This is a genomic window from Pseudomonas sp. NPDC090203, from assembly GCF_044746765.1.
Classification (GTDB): domain Bacteria; phylum Pseudomonadota; class Gammaproteobacteria; order Pseudomonadales; family Pseudomonadaceae; genus Aquipseudomonas; species Aquipseudomonas putida_AD.
Map to the genome: position 1 here is coordinate 328,924 of NZ_JBIVCV010000001.1, position 15,999 is coordinate 344,922.

Annotated in this window: 12 protein-coding genes and 1 pseudogene; 4 read left to right on the forward strand and 9 right to left on the reverse strand. The window is 63.0% G+C overall.

The features are described from left to right. Positions 1-30: 30 nt before the first annotated feature. From ACIPO9_RS01475 to ACIPO9_RS01495, 5 genes and pseudogenes are all read right to left on the reverse strand, one after another. The gene (locus ACIPO9_RS01475) at positions 31-912 is read right to left on the reverse strand and encodes a methyl-accepting chemotaxis protein (RefSeq protein ID WP_400605148.1); all 882 of its coding nucleotides are present in this window, start codon (positions 910-912) and stop codon (positions 31-33) included. Beyond that, positions 892-2,001, reverse strand: a pseudogene (locus ACIPO9_RS01480) (HAMP domain-containing protein); the annotation flags it as partial. The pseudogene ACIPO9_RS01480 and the gene ACIPO9_RS01475, both read right to left, overlap by 21 nt. A gap of 313 nt (positions 2,002-2,314) precedes the next feature. After that, the gene (locus ACIPO9_RS01485; RefSeq protein ID WP_400778425.1) at positions 2,315-3,244 is read right to left on the reverse strand and encodes an LD-carboxypeptidase; all 930 of its coding nucleotides are present in this window, start codon (positions 3,242-3,244) and stop codon (positions 2,315-2,317) included. Between the two features lie 139 nt (positions 3,245-3,383). Next, the gene (locus tag ACIPO9_RS01490; RefSeq protein ID WP_400778428.1) at positions 3,384-4,856 is read right to left on the reverse strand and encodes a mechanosensitive ion channel domain-containing protein; all 1,473 of its coding nucleotides are present in this window, start codon (positions 4,854-4,856) and stop codon (positions 3,384-3,386) included. A gap of 183 nt (positions 4,857-5,039) precedes the next feature. Further along, positions 5,040-5,813: an SDR family oxidoreductase gene (locus ACIPO9_RS01495; RefSeq protein WP_400778430.1), complete on the reverse strand. Its 774-nt coding sequence runs from the start codon at positions 5,811-5,813 to the stop codon at positions 5,040-5,042. 190 nt (positions 5,814-6,003) lie between these two features. Between ACIPO9_RS01495 and ACIPO9_RS01500 the strand changes: the two genes are divergently transcribed. After that, the gene (locus ACIPO9_RS01500) at positions 6,004-6,579 is read left to right on the forward strand and encodes a TetR/AcrR family transcriptional regulator (protein WP_400778433.1); all 576 of its coding nucleotides are present in this window, start codon (positions 6,004-6,006) and stop codon (positions 6,577-6,579) included. 175 nt (positions 6,580-6,754) lie between these two features. Here ACIPO9_RS01500 and ACIPO9_RS01505 read toward each other — a convergent pair whose 3' ends face one another. Beyond that, complete coding sequence (locus ACIPO9_RS01505) at positions 6,755-7,516, reverse strand: SDR family oxidoreductase (RefSeq protein WP_400778436.1); 762 nt, start codon at positions 7,514-7,516, stop codon at positions 6,755-6,757. A 242-nt stretch (positions 7,517-7,758) separates the two neighbouring features. Between ACIPO9_RS01505 and ACIPO9_RS01510 the strand changes: the two genes are divergently transcribed. The 3 genes from ACIPO9_RS01510 to ACIPO9_RS01520 all read left to right on the forward strand — a co-directional run bounded on the left by ACIPO9_RS01510 (position 7,759) and on the right by ACIPO9_RS01520 (position 11,000). Beyond that, entirely contained in the window at positions 7,759-8,763 is a 1,005-nt protein-coding gene (locus ACIPO9_RS01510; RefSeq protein ID WP_400778438.1) for an NADP-dependent oxidoreductase, read from the forward strand. A gap of 228 nt (positions 8,764-8,991) precedes the next feature. Further along, a complete protein-coding gene (gene pssA / locus ACIPO9_RS01515; protein WP_400778440.1) occupies positions 8,992-10,335 on the forward strand; it encodes a CDP-diacylglycerol--serine O-phosphatidyltransferase in 1,344 nt (447 codons plus the stop codon). 5 nt (positions 10,336-10,340) lie between these two features. Next, entirely contained in the window at positions 10,341-11,000 is a 660-nt protein-coding gene (locus ACIPO9_RS01520; protein ID WP_400778443.1) for a TetR family transcriptional regulator, read from the forward strand. 99 nt (positions 11,001-11,099) lie between these two features. On the opposite strand, the gene ACIPO9_RS01525 is transcribed toward ACIPO9_RS01520, so the two are convergent. The 3 genes from ACIPO9_RS01525 to ACIPO9_RS01535 all read right to left on the reverse strand — a co-directional run bounded on the left by ACIPO9_RS01525 (position 11,100) and on the right by ACIPO9_RS01535 (position 15,894). Then, entirely contained in the window at positions 11,100-14,663 is a 3,564-nt protein-coding gene (locus tag ACIPO9_RS01525) for a molybdopterin cofactor-binding domain-containing protein (protein WP_400778445.1), read from the reverse strand. 13 nt (positions 14,664-14,676) lie between these two features. Then, positions 14,677-15,162: a (2Fe-2S)-binding protein gene (locus ACIPO9_RS01530; RefSeq protein ID WP_400778448.1), complete on the reverse strand. Its 486-nt coding sequence runs from the start codon at positions 15,160-15,162 to the stop codon at positions 14,677-14,679. Positions 15,163-15,408: 246 nt separating this feature from the next. Further along, positions 15,409-15,894, reverse strand: coding sequence for a MarR family winged helix-turn-helix transcriptional regulator (locus tag ACIPO9_RS01535; RefSeq protein ID WP_400778451.1), 486 nt, complete (start codon positions 15,892-15,894; stop codon positions 15,409-15,411). Positions 15,895-15,999 lie beyond the last annotated feature (105 nt).

The following is a 15,999-nucleotide window of genomic DNA, read 5'->3' on the forward strand; positions in this document are numbered from 1 at the left end:
GGCAAGCCGTGCTGCTACGAGGGGTTTGGGTTACAGCCTGAAATGCCCCACCATGCCCTTCAACTCCATACCCAGCGATGCCAGCTGGATACTCGAAGCGGCATTGCCCTGCATGGCCAGTGCCGACTGATCGGCGCTGGCGCGAATACTGGTCACGCTGCGGTTGATCTCTTCGGCTACAGAGCTTTGCTCCTCCGCTGCGGCGGCGATCTGCTGGTTCATCTGCTGAATCAGTGACACGGCCGCCGCGATGCTGCCCAGCGCACTTTCGGTTTGCAGGGCATCACTGACCGCCAGCTTGACCAGCTCGCCGCTGCTCTGGATCTGCGCCACCGAGGCCTGGGCGCCGCTTTGCAGGCGGGTCACCAGGCGTTCGATTTCTTCGGTGGACTGTTGGGTGCGCTTGGCCAGCGCCCGCACTTCATCGGCCACCACCGCAAAGCCCCTGCCCTGCTCGCCCGCCCGCGCGGCTTCGATGGCGGCGTTCAGCGCCAGCAGGTTGGTCTGTTCGGCCACGCTCTTGATAACCCCCAGCACCTTGCCGATGTTCTGGATCTCATCGCTCAGGTCCTCGATGCTGTGGCTCGCCGAACTGGACGATGTCGCCAACTGCTCGATGCGCTGCATGCTCTGGCGCACCACGGCCTGACCGCTGTCTACCTTGCTGTCGGCGGTCTGTGCGGCCTGGGCCGCTTCTTCGGCGTTGCGCGCCACGTCGTGGACCGTGGCGGTCATCTGGTTCATGGCCGTGGCCACTTGCTCGGTTTCTTCCTTCTGGCTGCTGACTTCCAGGTTGGTCTGCTCGGTGACCGCCGAGAGCGAATGGGCGGACGTTGCCAACTGCTCTATACCGGCCTGCAATCCGCTGACGATGCCGCTCAAGCCCGCGCCCATCTGCTGCATGGCCTGCATCAACTGGCCGATCTCGTCCTTGCGGGTCACCTGCACAGTGCCGCTCAGGTCACCCGACGCGATTCGCTGGGCAGTGGCGATGACAGTGCGCAGGGGCGCAACGATGATCCGCGTGATGACGATGGATGCGATCAGGCCGACCACCAGCGCCATGATCGAGGAGCCGATGATCTTCAGCGAGTTGGCCGACAGCTCGCCCAGCATCGACTGATCCTCGGCGTCATACGCCTGGTTGACCTGATCCACCACGGCCCTGGCGTTGGTTGCCAGGGTCTGCGAGACCTTGGCCTCGTTCGCCAGAAGCCCGGTGTATTCGTCCAGTTTCTCGCCGAAGTTGGTGATGTGCCCGCTGACCTCGGTCAGCACGGTGAGGTAACCGGCGTCCTTGATCACCCCTTTGAGCTCTTCAGCCAGTTCCTTGGCCTGCACCGCCTGTTCGATCTTGCCGCTATTGGCCTCATCGCCGGAGGCCGTCTTGCGGCTCTTGTCCAGACGCACCCGCGCCTCGTCCATGGCCTGCATCATCAGTTTGGAAATCTGGCTGACCTTGGTCGATTGCTCGATGAACTCACCACCCTGTTGCCCCTGGGAATCCTTGAGGCCGTAGGCGCCGTCGTCCGCAAGCCCTGCCTGCAGGACGTCAAGGTTGTTGGCAACGCTGGAGACCGACCAACTGGCCATGTCCAGGGCCAGGTCCTTGCTCTGGCTGATGCTGACGAATTCATCGAAGGATTTGCGGTAGGCCGCAAGCGACAGCTGGACCTGCCCCATCAACTGCTGGTTGACCGCCGACGTGGATTTGAGCTGTTCGGCCTGAGCATTCAAACCGTCCAGCCCGGTGTGCAGTTCATCGACCACCTTGGGGTCACCGTGCAAGGCGAACGCCTGCTCCAGCAACCGTACGCGATTGAGCCCCGAGTTGAGCGCGGTCATCTCCTTGAGGCTGTCGAAGTGCACGCTGATCGAGCGCAGCGACCAGACGCCGATGGCGGCGACCAGCGCAGTGAGCAATAGAACGAGAAAGAATCCGATCCCCAGTTTCTTTGCCATTCCCAAGTTGGCAAAACGCGATTGCACGGCCGAAATCATAGGATCATCCCCAGTCACAGCAAAAAGGCGCACACACGGAGGCCATGTTCTTTCGCATGACCATTCAATTTTCGTGCAGATTCGCAACGGGATCGCGGCAAAACAAGCTTTTGACGTCGGAATAATGGCAAATAGCTACGCCAACGTCGCTTCCAGAATGGTTATCGGCGCTTCCAGAATCTTCAGCAGGGACAGGCGAACTGAAAACGCCGAAATCCACGCTCCAATGCGACGAAAGGTAACGCGCCACAGCGGGGCGAAACCCCGCCTTCAGGTGACATATGTGCGCCGGTAACGCTCGTGCAAAGACCGGTTATCGCGTGGCCGGAGCCACGGTGAGCGTTCCTGTATCCGCATCGAGTACCGCGTGGCTGCCCAACGCCACAGCGTGGTTGCGGTCACCATGACCGATGGACAGGCCACCCAGCACGGGAATGCCCAGGCCACCAAGGCGCTCCATCAGCACTTCAGGCGGCCGAATTGCATTGTTGCCATGCCCTGGCTCGCTGAACTGGCCGACGGCAATGCCCGCCAGCTGCTTGAGAATCCCGCAATTGCCCAGGTGGGTTAGTAACCGGTCGACGCGATAGGCCAGTTCGCCCACGTCTTCGATCAGCAGGATCGCGCCTTCAAGGTTCGGCATGAACGGCGTGCCGACGCAGGTACTGAGCATGCTCAGGTTGCCGCCCAGCAATGTGCCTTCGGCGACACCCGAGGTGCGCACGCTGAAGGTCGGCTCGGCCTGATCGGCGAGCACCACCATCGGCTCGGTGCTCATCAGCGCGTGTTTCAGGGTGCTGGCGAACAGACCGCCACGTTCGAGTTGTGCAGCCACCGGACCGTGGACCGTGACCAGCCCGGTACGGGACCAGAGCGCGGCGTGCAGCGCGGTGATATCGGAAAACCCGACCACCAGCTTCGGATCCCGGCGCACGGCGTCGTAGTCCAGGTGTTCGATGATCCGCTGCACGCCGTAACCGCCGCGGTTGCACAGCACGGCGCGAATCTCCGGGTCGGCCAGCGCGTCGTTCAGGTCCGCTGCGCGGTTCGCGTCACTGCCCGCCAGGTAGTGTTCGGCATCCAGCGCGTGGGGATAAATCCGAGGTTTGAGCCCCCATGCGGTCAGTTCACGCACCGCCGCTTGCACCCGGGCTTCGGCCACCGGGCCGGCAGGCGTCACCAGGGCAACGGCATCGCCAGCGCGCAGGACGTGGGGATTGAGAGTCGGGCGGGCAACAGACATTTGGACAACTCGGCTGGCTTTTGAATGAACCGGCAATTTAGAGCACTCCCTTGATCGAATCCAGTCGCTCTTTGCGCTGCGGCTGGTCGGATATGCCTGAAGCCTCGCGCACAAACTGGCGTCGATGGCGTAGGCATTTTCAACTCATCTTGTCAGTCGGCCCTGGCCCTCGATTGATCTGGAACCGCGTGACGCTCTTGCGCAGCCAGCTCATGAAGCCGCTCGGGTCGGTGATGACCGGTTTGGTTTCGAGCATCGCCGCCCGGGCCTTGCTGCGGAATTTCGCCAGCCCCGCCAGCGCACCGATCATCTCACCGTGCTCTTGCAGCCAGGGCTCGAGGTCGGCCTTGTCGATGCGGTAGATCATGCAATCGGTGTAGGCGCAAAACCGGCCGACCGTGGGTGTGCCGTCGACGAATCCGGTCTCGCCAAACACCTCGCCCGGCCCCATGCGCCCTACTTCCACCCAGCCGTCCGGACGCTGGATCGACACCGACATCACCCCGGACTCGATAATGAACAGCGCATCCGGCACCACCCCCTCGGCCAGCACCACGTCCTTTGCCGCATAAGATCCCAGGCGCATGTGCTGTTCAAGCTGGGCGCGGTCTTCGTCGCTGAGCATGCGCAACGCGCCGACGGTGTTGAGCACCGCTGATTGCCGCGTGGCGGCTCGGGACTGATCCAGCCGTGTTTCGGCGGACGCCAGTTGCCGGTGAATCAGGTCGTAGAGCTGGTTGCGCACGGCGGAGCGGCGGTCGCGGGACTTCACGTAGCCGGTGACTTCGTACTCGACGCTGCGCAGGCCGGATTTGACCACCACCGCCGACGCCTTGGGCTGCGCCAGCAGCTCCCGACAGCCGAGAATGGCCTTGTCCAGCGAGTCGAGCACCAGGCTCGGGCGCAGGCGGGTCGGCAATTCGATGGTCAGGCTGACGGAATGAAAGTGATCGGGGCGGCTGAAGTTGACGATTCGGGTCTTGGCCGCCATGGCGTTGGGGATCACCGCCATGCTGCCTTCGGAGGTCAGCAGGTGGGTCGAGCGCCAGTCGATCTCGATGACTTTGCCTTCGATGTCGTCGACGCGAATCCAGTCATCGACCCGGAACGGCTTGGTGGCGTTGAGCACGATGCCGGAAAACACGTCGCCCAGGGTGCTCTGGACCGCCAGACCGAAGATGATCGCCACCGCGCCCGACGTCGCCAGCAGGCCCTTGACCGGCAGGTCCAGCACGTAGCCTGCCGCCGCCACTGCCGCTACCAGGAAGATGATGGCGCCCATCACGTCCTGCAACAGATGGCCTTTGCCACCGATGCGCGGCTCCATGACGACCACCACCAGCACGGTCAGCGTGCGGGCACCGAACAGCCACCAGGCGATGGTCAGGATGGTGGCCAACACATGACGCGGCACCGACCATTCCACCGGCACCTGATAAAGGGGGCTCAGCCCGCCATCGAGCAACGCCATGCTGAACAGCACGAACAGCACCAGCCGGCAGACCAGCTTGCGCCGTAATAGCCGGGGGTGCATCCATTGCCAGAGCACCAGATCGATGACCAGCAGCACAGATGCGCTGACGAGGGGATAGGCGAACCACAGGTGATCCATCAGAGCTCCCTGAAGATAAGCAGCCACAGCAGCTTAGCTGATTAACGTGGGAGCGATGGGTACTGTAGGAGCGCGCTTGCCCGCGACGGCGGTGTGTCAGGCGAGACAGTTATCACAGACACACCGCGGTCGCGGGCAAGCGCGCTCCTACAGAACAGCGGGCGAGCACGGAGAAGTGGGCGATCATCCGCGAAACAGCGGAATCCCCCATGGCGCGCCGATGTTGCCGCCATCGACCACGATTTCGGCGGCGGTCATGCCGCTGGAGGCGTCAGACGCCAGGAACATCACGGCCTGGGCCAGCTCTGCGGGATCGGAGAAGCGTCCCATCGGAATGCGCGGCGACATGGCTTTTTCAGTGGCGTCGATGGTCGCGCCGGCCCGTGAGCCGCGGCTCCAGATCGGCGTGCGGGTCGCGCCGGGAATGACCGTGTTGACCCGGATGCCCTTGGGTGCCAGTTCCGAGGCGAAGACCTTGGCCATCGAGGTGATCGCCCCTTTGGTGGCCGAATACGCCGAGGAGCCGGGCGAGCCCAGTTCGCGCATCACCGAGCCGTTGAGGATCACCGCACTGCCCTCCTTGAGCAGCGACAACACGCCCTGCACGGTAAAGAACACCGACGTAAGGTTGGTGCGCACGATCGATTCGAACGCCTCAAGCGTGGTGTTGCCCAGTGGCGTGGCGCCAGAGATACCGGCGTTGGCGAAGACCACATCCAGGGTGCCAAACGCATCACCCAGCGCCTTCACCACCACTTCGATGTCGGCCAGGTTGTTCACGTCGGCACGAATGCCCAGTACATCGCCGCCCAGTTCGGCCACGGCGGAATCGAGCTTGGCCTGATCACGGCCGGTGATCGCCACGCGTGCGCCGTTTTCCAGCAGCAGCCGGGCGGTGGCCAGGCCAATGCCGCTGTTGCCGCCGGTGACCAGAATGGTTTTGCCTTTGACCGTCATGATTGCTCCTTTCACTGCATCGAGTGGGATGGGTGGGATCGACGCCTGGCACCTGCCAGAACGTTATGGATTACAACCATACTCTTATTTAAGATTTCGTCCACACTCCAAATTAAAATTTTATCTATCGTCATTTGGCGTATGATCGCTCACCATATTGTGGTGAAAAGTGATTACCGGAGACCTCCCCATGTCGCGCTCGCAGGCAGACAAAGCCATCATCCATGACCATATCGTCAATCTGGCGGCCGAGCGTTTTCGCGAGGTTGGCCTGAACGGCATCGGTGTTGCGGACTTGATGAAGGAAGCAGGCCGGACCGGCGGCGGCTTCTACAAGCATTTCGAATCCAGGGAGAAACTGGTGGAGGAAGCGCTGCAATGCGCCTTCGACAAACGCACCAAGGCGCTGGAAAAGTACACCGCCCCCGAGTCCACGCTGACCCTGAGCGATCTGGTGGAAAGCTACTTGAGCGAACGCCACCTGAATGATCCCGGATCCGGCTGCGCCCTGGCCGCAGTCATGAATGACGTCGCGCGCAGCAGTGACCCGATCCGTGAACTCTACACTCGGGAATTGCAGAATGAACTGGCCGTCATTACCTCGCTGACGAACAGTAAACAGCCGGCGAAGAAGCGCTCACAGGCGCTGCTGGCGATGTGCGCGCTGGTGGGGGCGATCGGGTTGTCGCGGGCGGTCAAGGATGAGGAGTTGACGGCCGAGTTGCTCGACACCGGCAAGACCTTGCTCAAGGCGCTGGATGCCTGAGGGTTGGAGTGCCAGAATTCGGCGCCCCGCTCAAGATCGCTCCCGCTGGCAAGCCAGGCTGCTACGGGGGCCCGGTGCGCTCACAAAATCCGCCTCACCTCACATCCCGTAGCAGCACGGCTTGCCGGCGGGGCGATCTCATAGGCGCCGCCGCCGGTAACCTTTAGCGACAAGATCAAAACGCCGTTACGCCGCCATCCACCGCCAGCGAATGCCCGGTGGTGAAAGCCGCGCCATCGCTGCACAGGTACAACACCGCGCTGGCGATTTCCTCGACTTTGCCGATGCGCCCTACCGGGTGCATGGTCGCGGCGAACTCGGCCTTGCGCGGATCGGCCTCGTGGGCGCGGCGGAACATGTCGGTGTCGATCACCGCCGGACACACTGCGTTAACGCGAATCTGCTTCTTGGCGTACTCGATGGCCGCTGATTTGGTCAGGCCGATCACCGCGTGCTTGGACGCCGCATAGATGCTCATCTTCGGCGCCGCCCCCAGGCCCGCCACCGAGGCGGTGTTGACGATGGCGCCACCGCCCTGGGCCAGCATCACCGGCAACTGATATTTCATGCACAGCCATACGCCCTTGACGTTCACGCCCATGATCGCGTCGAACTCTGCCTCGCTGCCCTCGGCCAGCTTGCCCTTCTCGATCTCGATCCCGGCATTGTTGAACGCATAATCGACCCGGCCATAGGCCTGCACGGCGTCGCTCACCATTTGCCGGACTTCGGCCTCGCGGGTCACGTCGCAGCGCAGGAACAGCGCCTCACCACCGGCCTGGCGAATCAGCTCGGCGGTCTGCTCCCCGCCATCGCTGTCCAGATCCACCGCCAGCACTTTCAAACCCTGTCCGGCGAAGGCCAGCGCCGTGGCGCGGCCAATCCCTGCGGCAGCGCCGGTGACCAGGGCCACTTTGCCTGCAAACGTCATGCTCATGGAGTCGTCCTTTATTGTTGGAATACGCAGCGCGTACGGGTATGGAGGGCAGTTTAGTCATGGGCTGGAGGCGGCCGTCAGCACTATCAAACGGGCGTTTGCATCATCATCGGTTGTGGTGATGTTGCCCGAGGTGCGCATCATCGAACTCTATCGACGCGCATTCGTAGAACAGTCATTGCTTGCCGTAATGGCATTGGCGGTCTATCACTGGCGTTTCCCTATTCATCCAGGAACCTGCCATGACCGCCCTGAACAATCGCCAATTCCTCCTGGCCCGCCGTCCGGTTGGCACTGCCAGCCGCGATGATTTCACTTTCCAGACCGCACCTGTCGGGCAAGCCACGGACGGCCAGATCGTGGTCAAGAGCGAATACCTCTCGCTGGACCCGGCCATGCGCGGCTGGATGAACGAAGGCAAGTCCTACATTGCGCCAGTCGAACTGGGTGCGGTGATGCGCGCGCTGGGTGTGGGCAAGGTCGTTGAGTCGCACAACCCGAAATTCGCCGTGGGCGATTACGTTCAGGGTGTTCTGGGGGTTCAGGATTACTTCGTTGGCGAGCCGAAAGGCTTTCACAAAGTCGATCCCAAGCTGCTGCCGCTGCCGGTATATCTGGCGGCACTGGGCATGACCGGCATGTCGGCGTATTTCGCCCTGCTGGAAATCGGCCAGCCAAAAGCCGGTGACACCGTGGTGATTTCCGGTGCGGCGGGCGCCGTGGGCAGCGTTGCCGGGCAGATCGCCAGGATCAAGGGCTGCCGCGTGATTGGCATTGCCGGCGGCCAGGACAAATGCAAAACGTTGATCGAGGAATTCGGCTTCGACGGCGCCATCGATTACAAGAGCGAAGACATCCACGCCGCCCTCAAGCGCGAATGCCCGAAAGGCGTCGATGTATTTTTCGACAACGTCGGCGGCGACATCCTCGACGCCGTGCTCACCCGCCTGGCGCTCAAGGCACGGGTGGTGATCTGCGGTGCAATCAGCCAGTACAACAACAAGGAAGCCGTCAAGGGACCGGCCAACTACCTGTCGCTGCTCGTCAACCGTGCGCGCATGGAAGGCTTCGTGGTCATGGATCACGCCGAGCACTTTGGCCGCGCGGGCATGGAAATGGCCGGCTGGCTGGCTCAGGGCAAGTTGAAGAGCAAAGAGCATGTGGTTGAAGGGCTGGAGACCTTTCCGGAAACGCTGCAGATGCTGTTCAAAGGCGAGAACAACGGCAAGCTGGTGTTGAAGGTCTAGAGACAGATGTCCCTCGTAGGAGCGCGCTTGCCCGCGACAGCGGTGTGTAGGCAAAACAATTGTCGCAGGCACACCGCAATCGCGGGCAAGCGCGCTCCTACAGTCGAGAGTGGGCCGGCCTTTTCCTGAAAATCCGCTGAACAACTCAACGAAGCTGCTGCCAAAGGCACCAATAGGCGCACTCTGGTGTAAGCTCGTGCGCTGTTGATTCGACCCATCGAGAGGCTTATGCGGGCTCCCTTCCGACGCTCTACCCTTGCAGCGCTGCGCGGCTTTGAATCGTCCAGCCAGGCCATCACCCTTCTGCCGGGCGCGGCCGACTATCGGCGCGTGTTGCTGGAGAAGATCGCCCAGGCGACCCGGCGCATCTGCATCGTTGCCCTGTACCTGCAGCAGGACGAAGCCGGCCAGGAAATCCTCGACGCGCTGTACGCTGCCAAGGCTGCCAACCCGGCGCTGGAAATCGTCGTACTGGTGGACTGGTTCCGCGCCCAGCGGGGCCTGATCGGTGCCGGCAAACAGGCGGGCAACTCGGCGTGGTACCAGGCGCAGAACCTCGAGCACGAGCACGAAGTGCCGATCTATGGCGTGCCGGTGCAGACCCGCGAGCTGTTCGGCGTGCTGCACTTGAAGGGCAGCATCATCGATGACTGCGTGATCTACACCGGTGCCAGCATCAACAACGTCTACCTGCACAAGCTGGGCAAATACCGCCTGGATCGCTACCAGTTGCTGGAAAATCGTGAGCTGGCCGACTCGTTCCTGCGCCTGGTGCGTGAACAGATCCTGCCATCTGACGCCGTGCATCGCCTGGACCTGCCCTCCCCGCCGGCCTCGCGCAGCATTCGCGGGGAAATCCGCCAGTTCCGCCAGCGCCTCAAGCGCGCCAGCTACGACATCAACGAAGGCGTGCGGGAAAACGGTGAAATGCGCCTGATCCCGCTGCTGGGCATCGGCAACAAGAACCCGCTGAGCAAAGTGCTGTGCGACCTGATCGCCGCCACCCGCCATCAATTGACCCTGTGCACGCCGTATTTCAACATGCCGCTGGTGGTCAAGCGCGAGATCAACCGGGCGCTCAAGCGTGGGGTCAAGGTCGACATCATCATTGGCGACAAGACCGCCAACGACTTCTTCATCCCGCCCCAGGAGCCGTTCAAGGTCATTTCCGCGCTGCCGTACCTGTACGAAATCAGCCTGCGCCGCTTCATGCAGAAGCACCAGAATTCGGTGGCCAGGCACGACCTGAACATTCATTTGTGGAAGGACGGCGACAACACGTTCCACCTCAAGGGCCTGTGGTCGGACGAGCGCTATACCTTGCTCACCGGCAACAACCTCAACCCCCGCGCCTTCCAGCTGGATCTGGAAAACGCCGTGCTGATCGACGACCCCAAGGGCGAATGGCTCGAGCCGCGCGCTGGCGAGCTTGCGCTGTTGATGCGCAACACCCACCGCGTCGGCAAGTTCGATGAGCTCGATACCCTGAGTGAGTACCCGCTGGGCGTGCGGACCTTCCTGCGCCGGGTCAGCCGCGTGCGGGTCGAACGCCTGCTGTACCGAATCCTCTGATCGCCATGAGCAAGAACACTGGCGTCCGCGCCCAGCAAGCCGAAGAAACCCGGGCGCGCATCCTCAAGGCGGCCATCACGGTCTTTACCCGCGATGGCTATTCGGGCGGGCGTATCGAGAAGATTTCCGCCGAGGCCGAGTCCAACGACCGGATGATCTACTACTACTTCGGCAGCAAGGAAAAACTCTTCGTCAAAGTGCTGGAGCACACCTACGAGCAGTTCAACCAGGCCGAAAGCCAGCTGCAACTCGACCCCGCCACGCCCGTCGAAACCCTGCGGCAACTGGTGGCGTTCGTCTGGGACTACTACGTCAGGCATCCGGAATTCGTCGCCATCCTCAGCATCGAAAACCTGCACAAGGGCAAGCACGCCAAGCAGTCCAGCGAGCTGCGCCGCCTGTCGGGAGAAGCGGTGGGCGTGCTCAAGCCGATCATCGAGGCCGGCCAGCAGCAGGGCCTGTTTCGCAGTGACGTCGACCTCAAGCACGTCTACCTGATGATCGCATCGCTCTGCTATTTCTATAACTCCAACCTGCACACCCTGACCTCGTTTCTGGGCCAGGACATGGGCGGCCAGGGACAGCGCCAGGATTGGCTGGCGTTCATTCAGGATCTGGTGGTGCGCGGGGTGCGGGTGGTGCCTGCGAGCGAATCACTTCCGTAGCAGCACGGCTTGCCGGCGGGAGCGGTGTGTCAGACAACATTTTCGTCGCAGACACACCGCACCCGCCGGCAAGCCGTGCTGCTACGGGGATTGTGGTAGTCAATGAGTACCGGGATTGGCTTTCAGGTACGCGACTTTTTCCGGCAATCCCGTCCACTGCGGCTCATTCGGCGCGAAGCGGCTGCGCAGGTAGGCGGCCAGGTCGCTGATCTGCGTATCGCTCAGGCTGTCCTTGAATCCCGGCATGTAACCCAGATCCCGCGTGGCCGGGTTGGCGATGCCCTGCTGGATCACTTTGATGAGATTATCCGGCAATGCGCTGTGCACATTGGAGTTGCTGGCGAGCGACGGGCTGACGCCAAACAGCTTCGGCCCTGCGCCGTCGGCGTGACAGCCCTGGCATGAACCCTCGAACACCCGCCGGCCGTTGCTCAAGGACTGCGCAGAAACAACTGGCTGTACCGTTGTTGCCGTCTGCGGTGCCGCCTGCGCCGAATCATTGAGCGACGCCAGATACACTGTCATCGCCCGCACATCCGACTTGGGCAGCTTCGACAACTCGGACACCACCGGTCCCATTGGCCCCGCCGCCACGCCATGGGCGTCGGAATAACCGGTGCTCAGGTAGTTGAACAGCTGGTCTTCAGTCCAGGGCGTCGGCGACTTCGACAGGCTGTTGAGCGCCGGCGCCTCCCAGCCATCGACCATGCCGCCGGCCAGAAACGAAGTGCCGCCCTTTTCCGCGCCCATGAAATTGCGCGGCGAATGACACGCTGCGCAGTGCCCCAGCCCGTTGACCAGGTACTGCCCGCGATTCCACTGCGCACTCTGTTCAGGCCTGGACTGCACCTCGCCCTTGCGCAGAAACAACGCGTTCCAGCCCGCCATCAAGGGCCGCATGTTGAACGGGAACTGCATGTCATTGGCCGGCTGCACCTGCCTGACCGGCGCCTGGGACATCAGGTAGGCATACAGCGCCTGCATGTCGGCATCGTCGATATTGCGAAACGCCGTGTAGGGAAATGCCGGGTACAGGTGTTTGCCATCACGACTGATCCCGTCACGCATCGCCCGTTCGAAGGCAGGATAGGACCAGTTGCCGATGCCGGTCTCCGGGTCCGGGGTGATGTTGCTGCTGTAAAGGGTACCAAACGGCGTCTGCATTGCCAGGCCGCCGGCATTTTTCACTCCGCCGGGCGCCGTATGGCACACCGCGCAATCCCCGGCCGACGCCAGCAAACGGCCGCGCTCCAGGGTCGCCGCCGACCAGGTGCCTGCGGCGGGCGGCGTGATCGGGGCGATTTCGGCGCGCCAGGGCAATGCCGTTGCCGCCATGCCCAGCACCGCCCCGAAGGCTGCGAACAACGAGCCGAACAGCCATTTCGAACGCCTGGCTTTGGGTGACTCGGGCGGGTTGGCGTTGGACTCGTCACCGGCATTCTTCAATGCCGCCAACACCCGCTCCGCCGTGATCGGCAACTCGCGAAAACGAATGCCGGTGGCGTCATAGATCGCGTTGGCGATGGCCGCCGCACTGGGCACCGACGCCGACTCACCCGCGCCCATGGGCGGCTCGGCCTGGCGCGGCATCATCATGACATCGACCTTGGGCACCTGCGGGAAAGTCAGGATCGGGTAGCCGCCCCACTCCTTGCTGGCGATGGTCGATTCCTCGAACGTCACCTGCTCCTTGAGCACGCGACTGGTGGACTGGATGACGTTGCCGTGAATCTGGTGCTGCACCCCGGCCGGGTTGACCATCATCCCGGCATCGTGGCCGATCACCACCCGCGTCACCGAGACATCGCCGGTGTGCTTGTCCACCGCCACATCGGCCACCCACGCCGCCCACGCCGCACCAAAGCCCGGAAACTTGCTGTGAATGTAACGGGCGTAGGCGAACCCGCGCCCGCGCAACACGCCGTCTTGTTCGGGGATCTGCATCGGCTGTGTCCGGGGCGACCAGTCGGCCCGCGCAGCGGTGGAGCGCACCAGTTCGGCGGCGCGCTCGTCGTGCAGGTAACGCAGGCGGTATTCAACCGGATCGACCCCGGCGGCAAACGCCAGTTCGTCGATGTAGGACTCATGGGCAAAGGTGTTGGGCAACGCCGACACGCCGCGCATCCACGAGGCACGGACGATGGGCGCCATGTCGTTGATGGCCACGCGCATGTGCTCGATGTCATAGGGCGGGATCGAGGTGCGGTCGCCCATTTCGAACATCACCGGCACCGGCTCGACCCGCCCGGTCAGCAGCAGCGCCAGGGTCGGCGAGTTGTTGGACGGATAGCTGGTGGTGAAGTCATAACCGGCAATACCGCCGTCGGCATTGATGCCGCCATCGACTTCCATCAATTGCGCCGTGCCCTTGGGCTCCCACGCGTGCTCCTGCTCGCGGGTCAGTTGCACCCTGACCGGCAAGCCCACGGCACGGGACAGCAACACCGCGTCGGCGCACACATCGTCCGCACAGTTGCGCCCGTAACAACCGGCGGCCTCCATGCGAATGATCTCGATCCGCTCTTCGGGGTATTCCAGCAGCCAGGCCAGATCCACCCGCAGCATGTGTGGGTTTTGCGAGCCGGACCAGACGCGAATGCCGTCAGGCGTGTAGTCCGCCAACCCACAGGAGGGTCCGATGGAGCCGTGAAGCTGGTAGGGCCACAGATAGGTGCGCGTCATCCGCTCGCTGGCACCGGCCAGTGCCGCATCGACATCGCCTTTGTCCAGCACCACCCGCTTGATGCTCGGGTTGTCGCGAATGGCCTGCTCTACATCGCTCATGTCCGGCAATTGATGCTGCCATGGCTTCCAACTGACTTTCAGCTCCTTCGCAGCCTTGGCCGCCTGCTCTTCGCGCATCGCCACCACGCCGATGAAATCCCCCAGCACCACCACTTTGACGATGCCGGGGATGTGAGCGATGGACGACTCGTCCACCTCCAGCAGGCTGGTGCCCACGAACGCTCCCGTGTCATATCCGGCGTAGGGCGGGCGTACGACCCGGCCGTGGAGCATGTTGGGCAGGCGCATGTCGTGAACGTAGGTCAATTCGCCGGTCGCCTTGGCCGGAATGTCCACGCGGGGGGCGACGGTGCCCACCAGCTTGTAGTCTTCAAGCCGTTTGAGCGGTGCGTTGCCGGAGATGCGCAACTCGATATGCTCGCCCGTCAGCAACTCGCCAAATCGGCAGTGGCGTCCGTCCGGTGCCTTGATCGTGCCGCGTTCAATCACCAGGGAGGCCGCGTCCAGCGCCCAGCGTTGCGCCGCCGCCTGCGATAGATAGCGGCGCGCCTCGGCGGCGGCATTGCGCAGCGGGATCGCGGAAATTTGCAGGGTGGCGCTGGCGATGGTCGCGCCCTGATTCGGCGCGCGCTCGGTGTCGCCCAGAATCATGGTCACCTGATCCATCCCAAGGTCCAGCTCTTCAGCGACGATCTGCGCCAGGGAGGTGCGAATCCCGGTGCCCAGATCGACGTGACCGTTGAAGGCATACACCGAACTGTCCTGATCGATGGCGATGAACAGCCCCAGTTCCTTGGGCTTGACCGTGGGCGTGCCACCTTTGGCGACGGGGCCGGAGGGCGGCAGGATGTCGTCGACGATGAGCAGCACGCCGTCTTTGGCCAGGAAGGAATCGCGAGTGGGCGTGGTCTGGGTCATGAGTGCATCCGGTTCAAAGCGGGTGACGGGCGGCCCGCATGACCGCGCGCAGGATTTCGATGTGGGTGCCGCAACGGCAGAGGTTGGCCGAGAGTTCGTTGCGGACCTCGGCCTCGCTGGGATGCGGGTTGCGGTCGAGCAAGGCCTTGGCGGTCATGATCATGCCGTTCATGCAGTAGCCGCATTGCGCGGCCTGCTCGTCGATGAACGCCTGTTGCACCGGGTGGGGGCACTGGCGCGAGCCGATGCCTTCAAGGGTGGTGATGTCCCGACCTTCGGCGCCGGCCAGGGGGAACACGCAGGAACGTGCGGCGACCCCATCGACGATCACCGTGCACGCGCCGCACTCCCCAAGGCCGCAGCCGTATTTGGGGCCGTTGAGCTGCAGGTCATTGCGCAGGATCAGCAGCAGCGGCGTGTCCGCCATCGCCGTGACCGTCGCGGTCTGACCGTTGACCCTCAGCGCGACGGTCCTCTCCCCCGCCAGCGGCTCGCTCATATCGCCTTCCCCATGTGTTACCGCCCGTCTCTGGCTTTTGATGAAGTGGTTACTTCATGAAAAGAGAGCAGGAAGCGTGCCAGTGGGGAAATGGATGTAGGAAACGGGAGTTTGTGCCGATGGAATGATTACCCGCGCCTTATCCGTAGCAGCACGGCTTGCCGGCGGGGGCGTCGTGTCAGGCGACTGATTCGTCACGGATACACCGCCCCCGCCGGCAAGCCGTGCTGCTACGGGGCGTAGGCTTTATTCTTCGGGTTCGTCGATCAACTTGCGCAACAGAAACAACACCGCCACCCGCTCGGCCGGGTTGAGGCGGCTCAGGGTCAGTTCGCTGATCTGCGCCGCGCGGGGCACGGTTTCCTGCACCAGTTGCAGGCCGCTGTCGGTCAGGCTGCAGATGACTTTGCGCCGGTCCTGCGGGTCGGGATCGAGGCTGATCAGGTCGCGCGCCTTGAGCCGGTCGACGATCCCGCGAATGGTGGCCTGATCCACCGCAGTGGCCTTGACCAGTTCGGTCTGCGAGCTGGGGCCGTGATCGCGCAGTGCGCAGAGGGTGACGAACTGCACGGCGGTGAGCTGCGAATCGCCGACGTTCTGCTGGAAGATCGCCAGGTGCCGCTGATAAGCCTTGCGCAGCAGGTGGCCGACCTGCTCGGAGAAGGTGTAGGACGCATTATTGTTGGAGGGGTTGTCAGTGGACACGGGTGGCTCGTTCGGCGGCTTTAACATGGGCGGTACATTAACGGTTGCGGGCTTGCAGGGGAATCTCGATTGCCCTGTAGGAGCGCGCTTGCCCGCGACAGCGGTGTGTCAAACGGCGATGATTTACCTGAC

Coding starts and splice junctions, on each gene's coding strand:
- ACIPO9_RS01485 (WP_400778425.1), bottom strand. CDS start 3,244: ATGTCTGTTGCCCGCCCGACTCTCAATCCCCACGTCCTGCGCGCTGGC.
- ACIPO9_RS01510 (WP_400778438.1), top strand. CDS start 7,759: ATGACCGCCCTGAACAATCGCCAATTCCTCCTGGCCCGCCGTCCGGTT.
- ACIPO9_RS01500 (WP_400778433.1), top strand. CDS start 6,004: ATGTCGCGCTCGCAGGCAGACAAAGCCATCATCCATGACCATATCGTC.
- ACIPO9_RS01505 (WP_400778436.1), bottom strand. CDS start 7,516: ATGAGCATGACGTTTGCAGGCAAAGTGGCCCTGGTCACCGGCGCTGCC.
- ACIPO9_RS01525 (WP_400778445.1), bottom strand. CDS start 14,663: ATGACCCAGACCACGCCCACTCGCGATTCCTTCCTGGCCAAAGACGGC.
- ACIPO9_RS01490 (WP_400778428.1), bottom strand. CDS start 4,856: ATGGATCACCTGTGGTTCGCCTATCCCCTCGTCAGCGCATCTGTGCTG.
- ACIPO9_RS01535 (WP_400778451.1), bottom strand. CDS start 15,894: ATGTTAAAGCCGCCGAACGAGCCACCCGTGTCCACTGACAACCCCTCC.
- ACIPO9_RS01495 (WP_400778430.1), bottom strand. CDS start 5,813: ATGACGGTCAAAGGCAAAACCATTCTGGTCACCGGCGGCAACAGCGGC.
- ACIPO9_RS01475 (WP_400605148.1), bottom strand. CDS start 912: ATGCAGGCCATGCAGCAGATGGGCGCGGGCTTGAGCGGCATCGTCAGC.
- ACIPO9_RS01520 (WP_400778443.1), top strand. CDS start 10,341: ATGAGCAAGAACACTGGCGTCCGCGCCCAGCAAGCCGAAGAAACCCGG.
- ACIPO9_RS01530 (WP_400778448.1), bottom strand. CDS start 15,162: ATGAGCGAGCCGCTGGCGGGGGAGAGGACCGTCGCGCTGAGGGTCAAC.
- pssA (WP_400778440.1), top strand. CDS start 8,992: ATGCGGGCTCCCTTCCGACGCTCTACCCTTGCAGCGCTGCGCGGCTTT.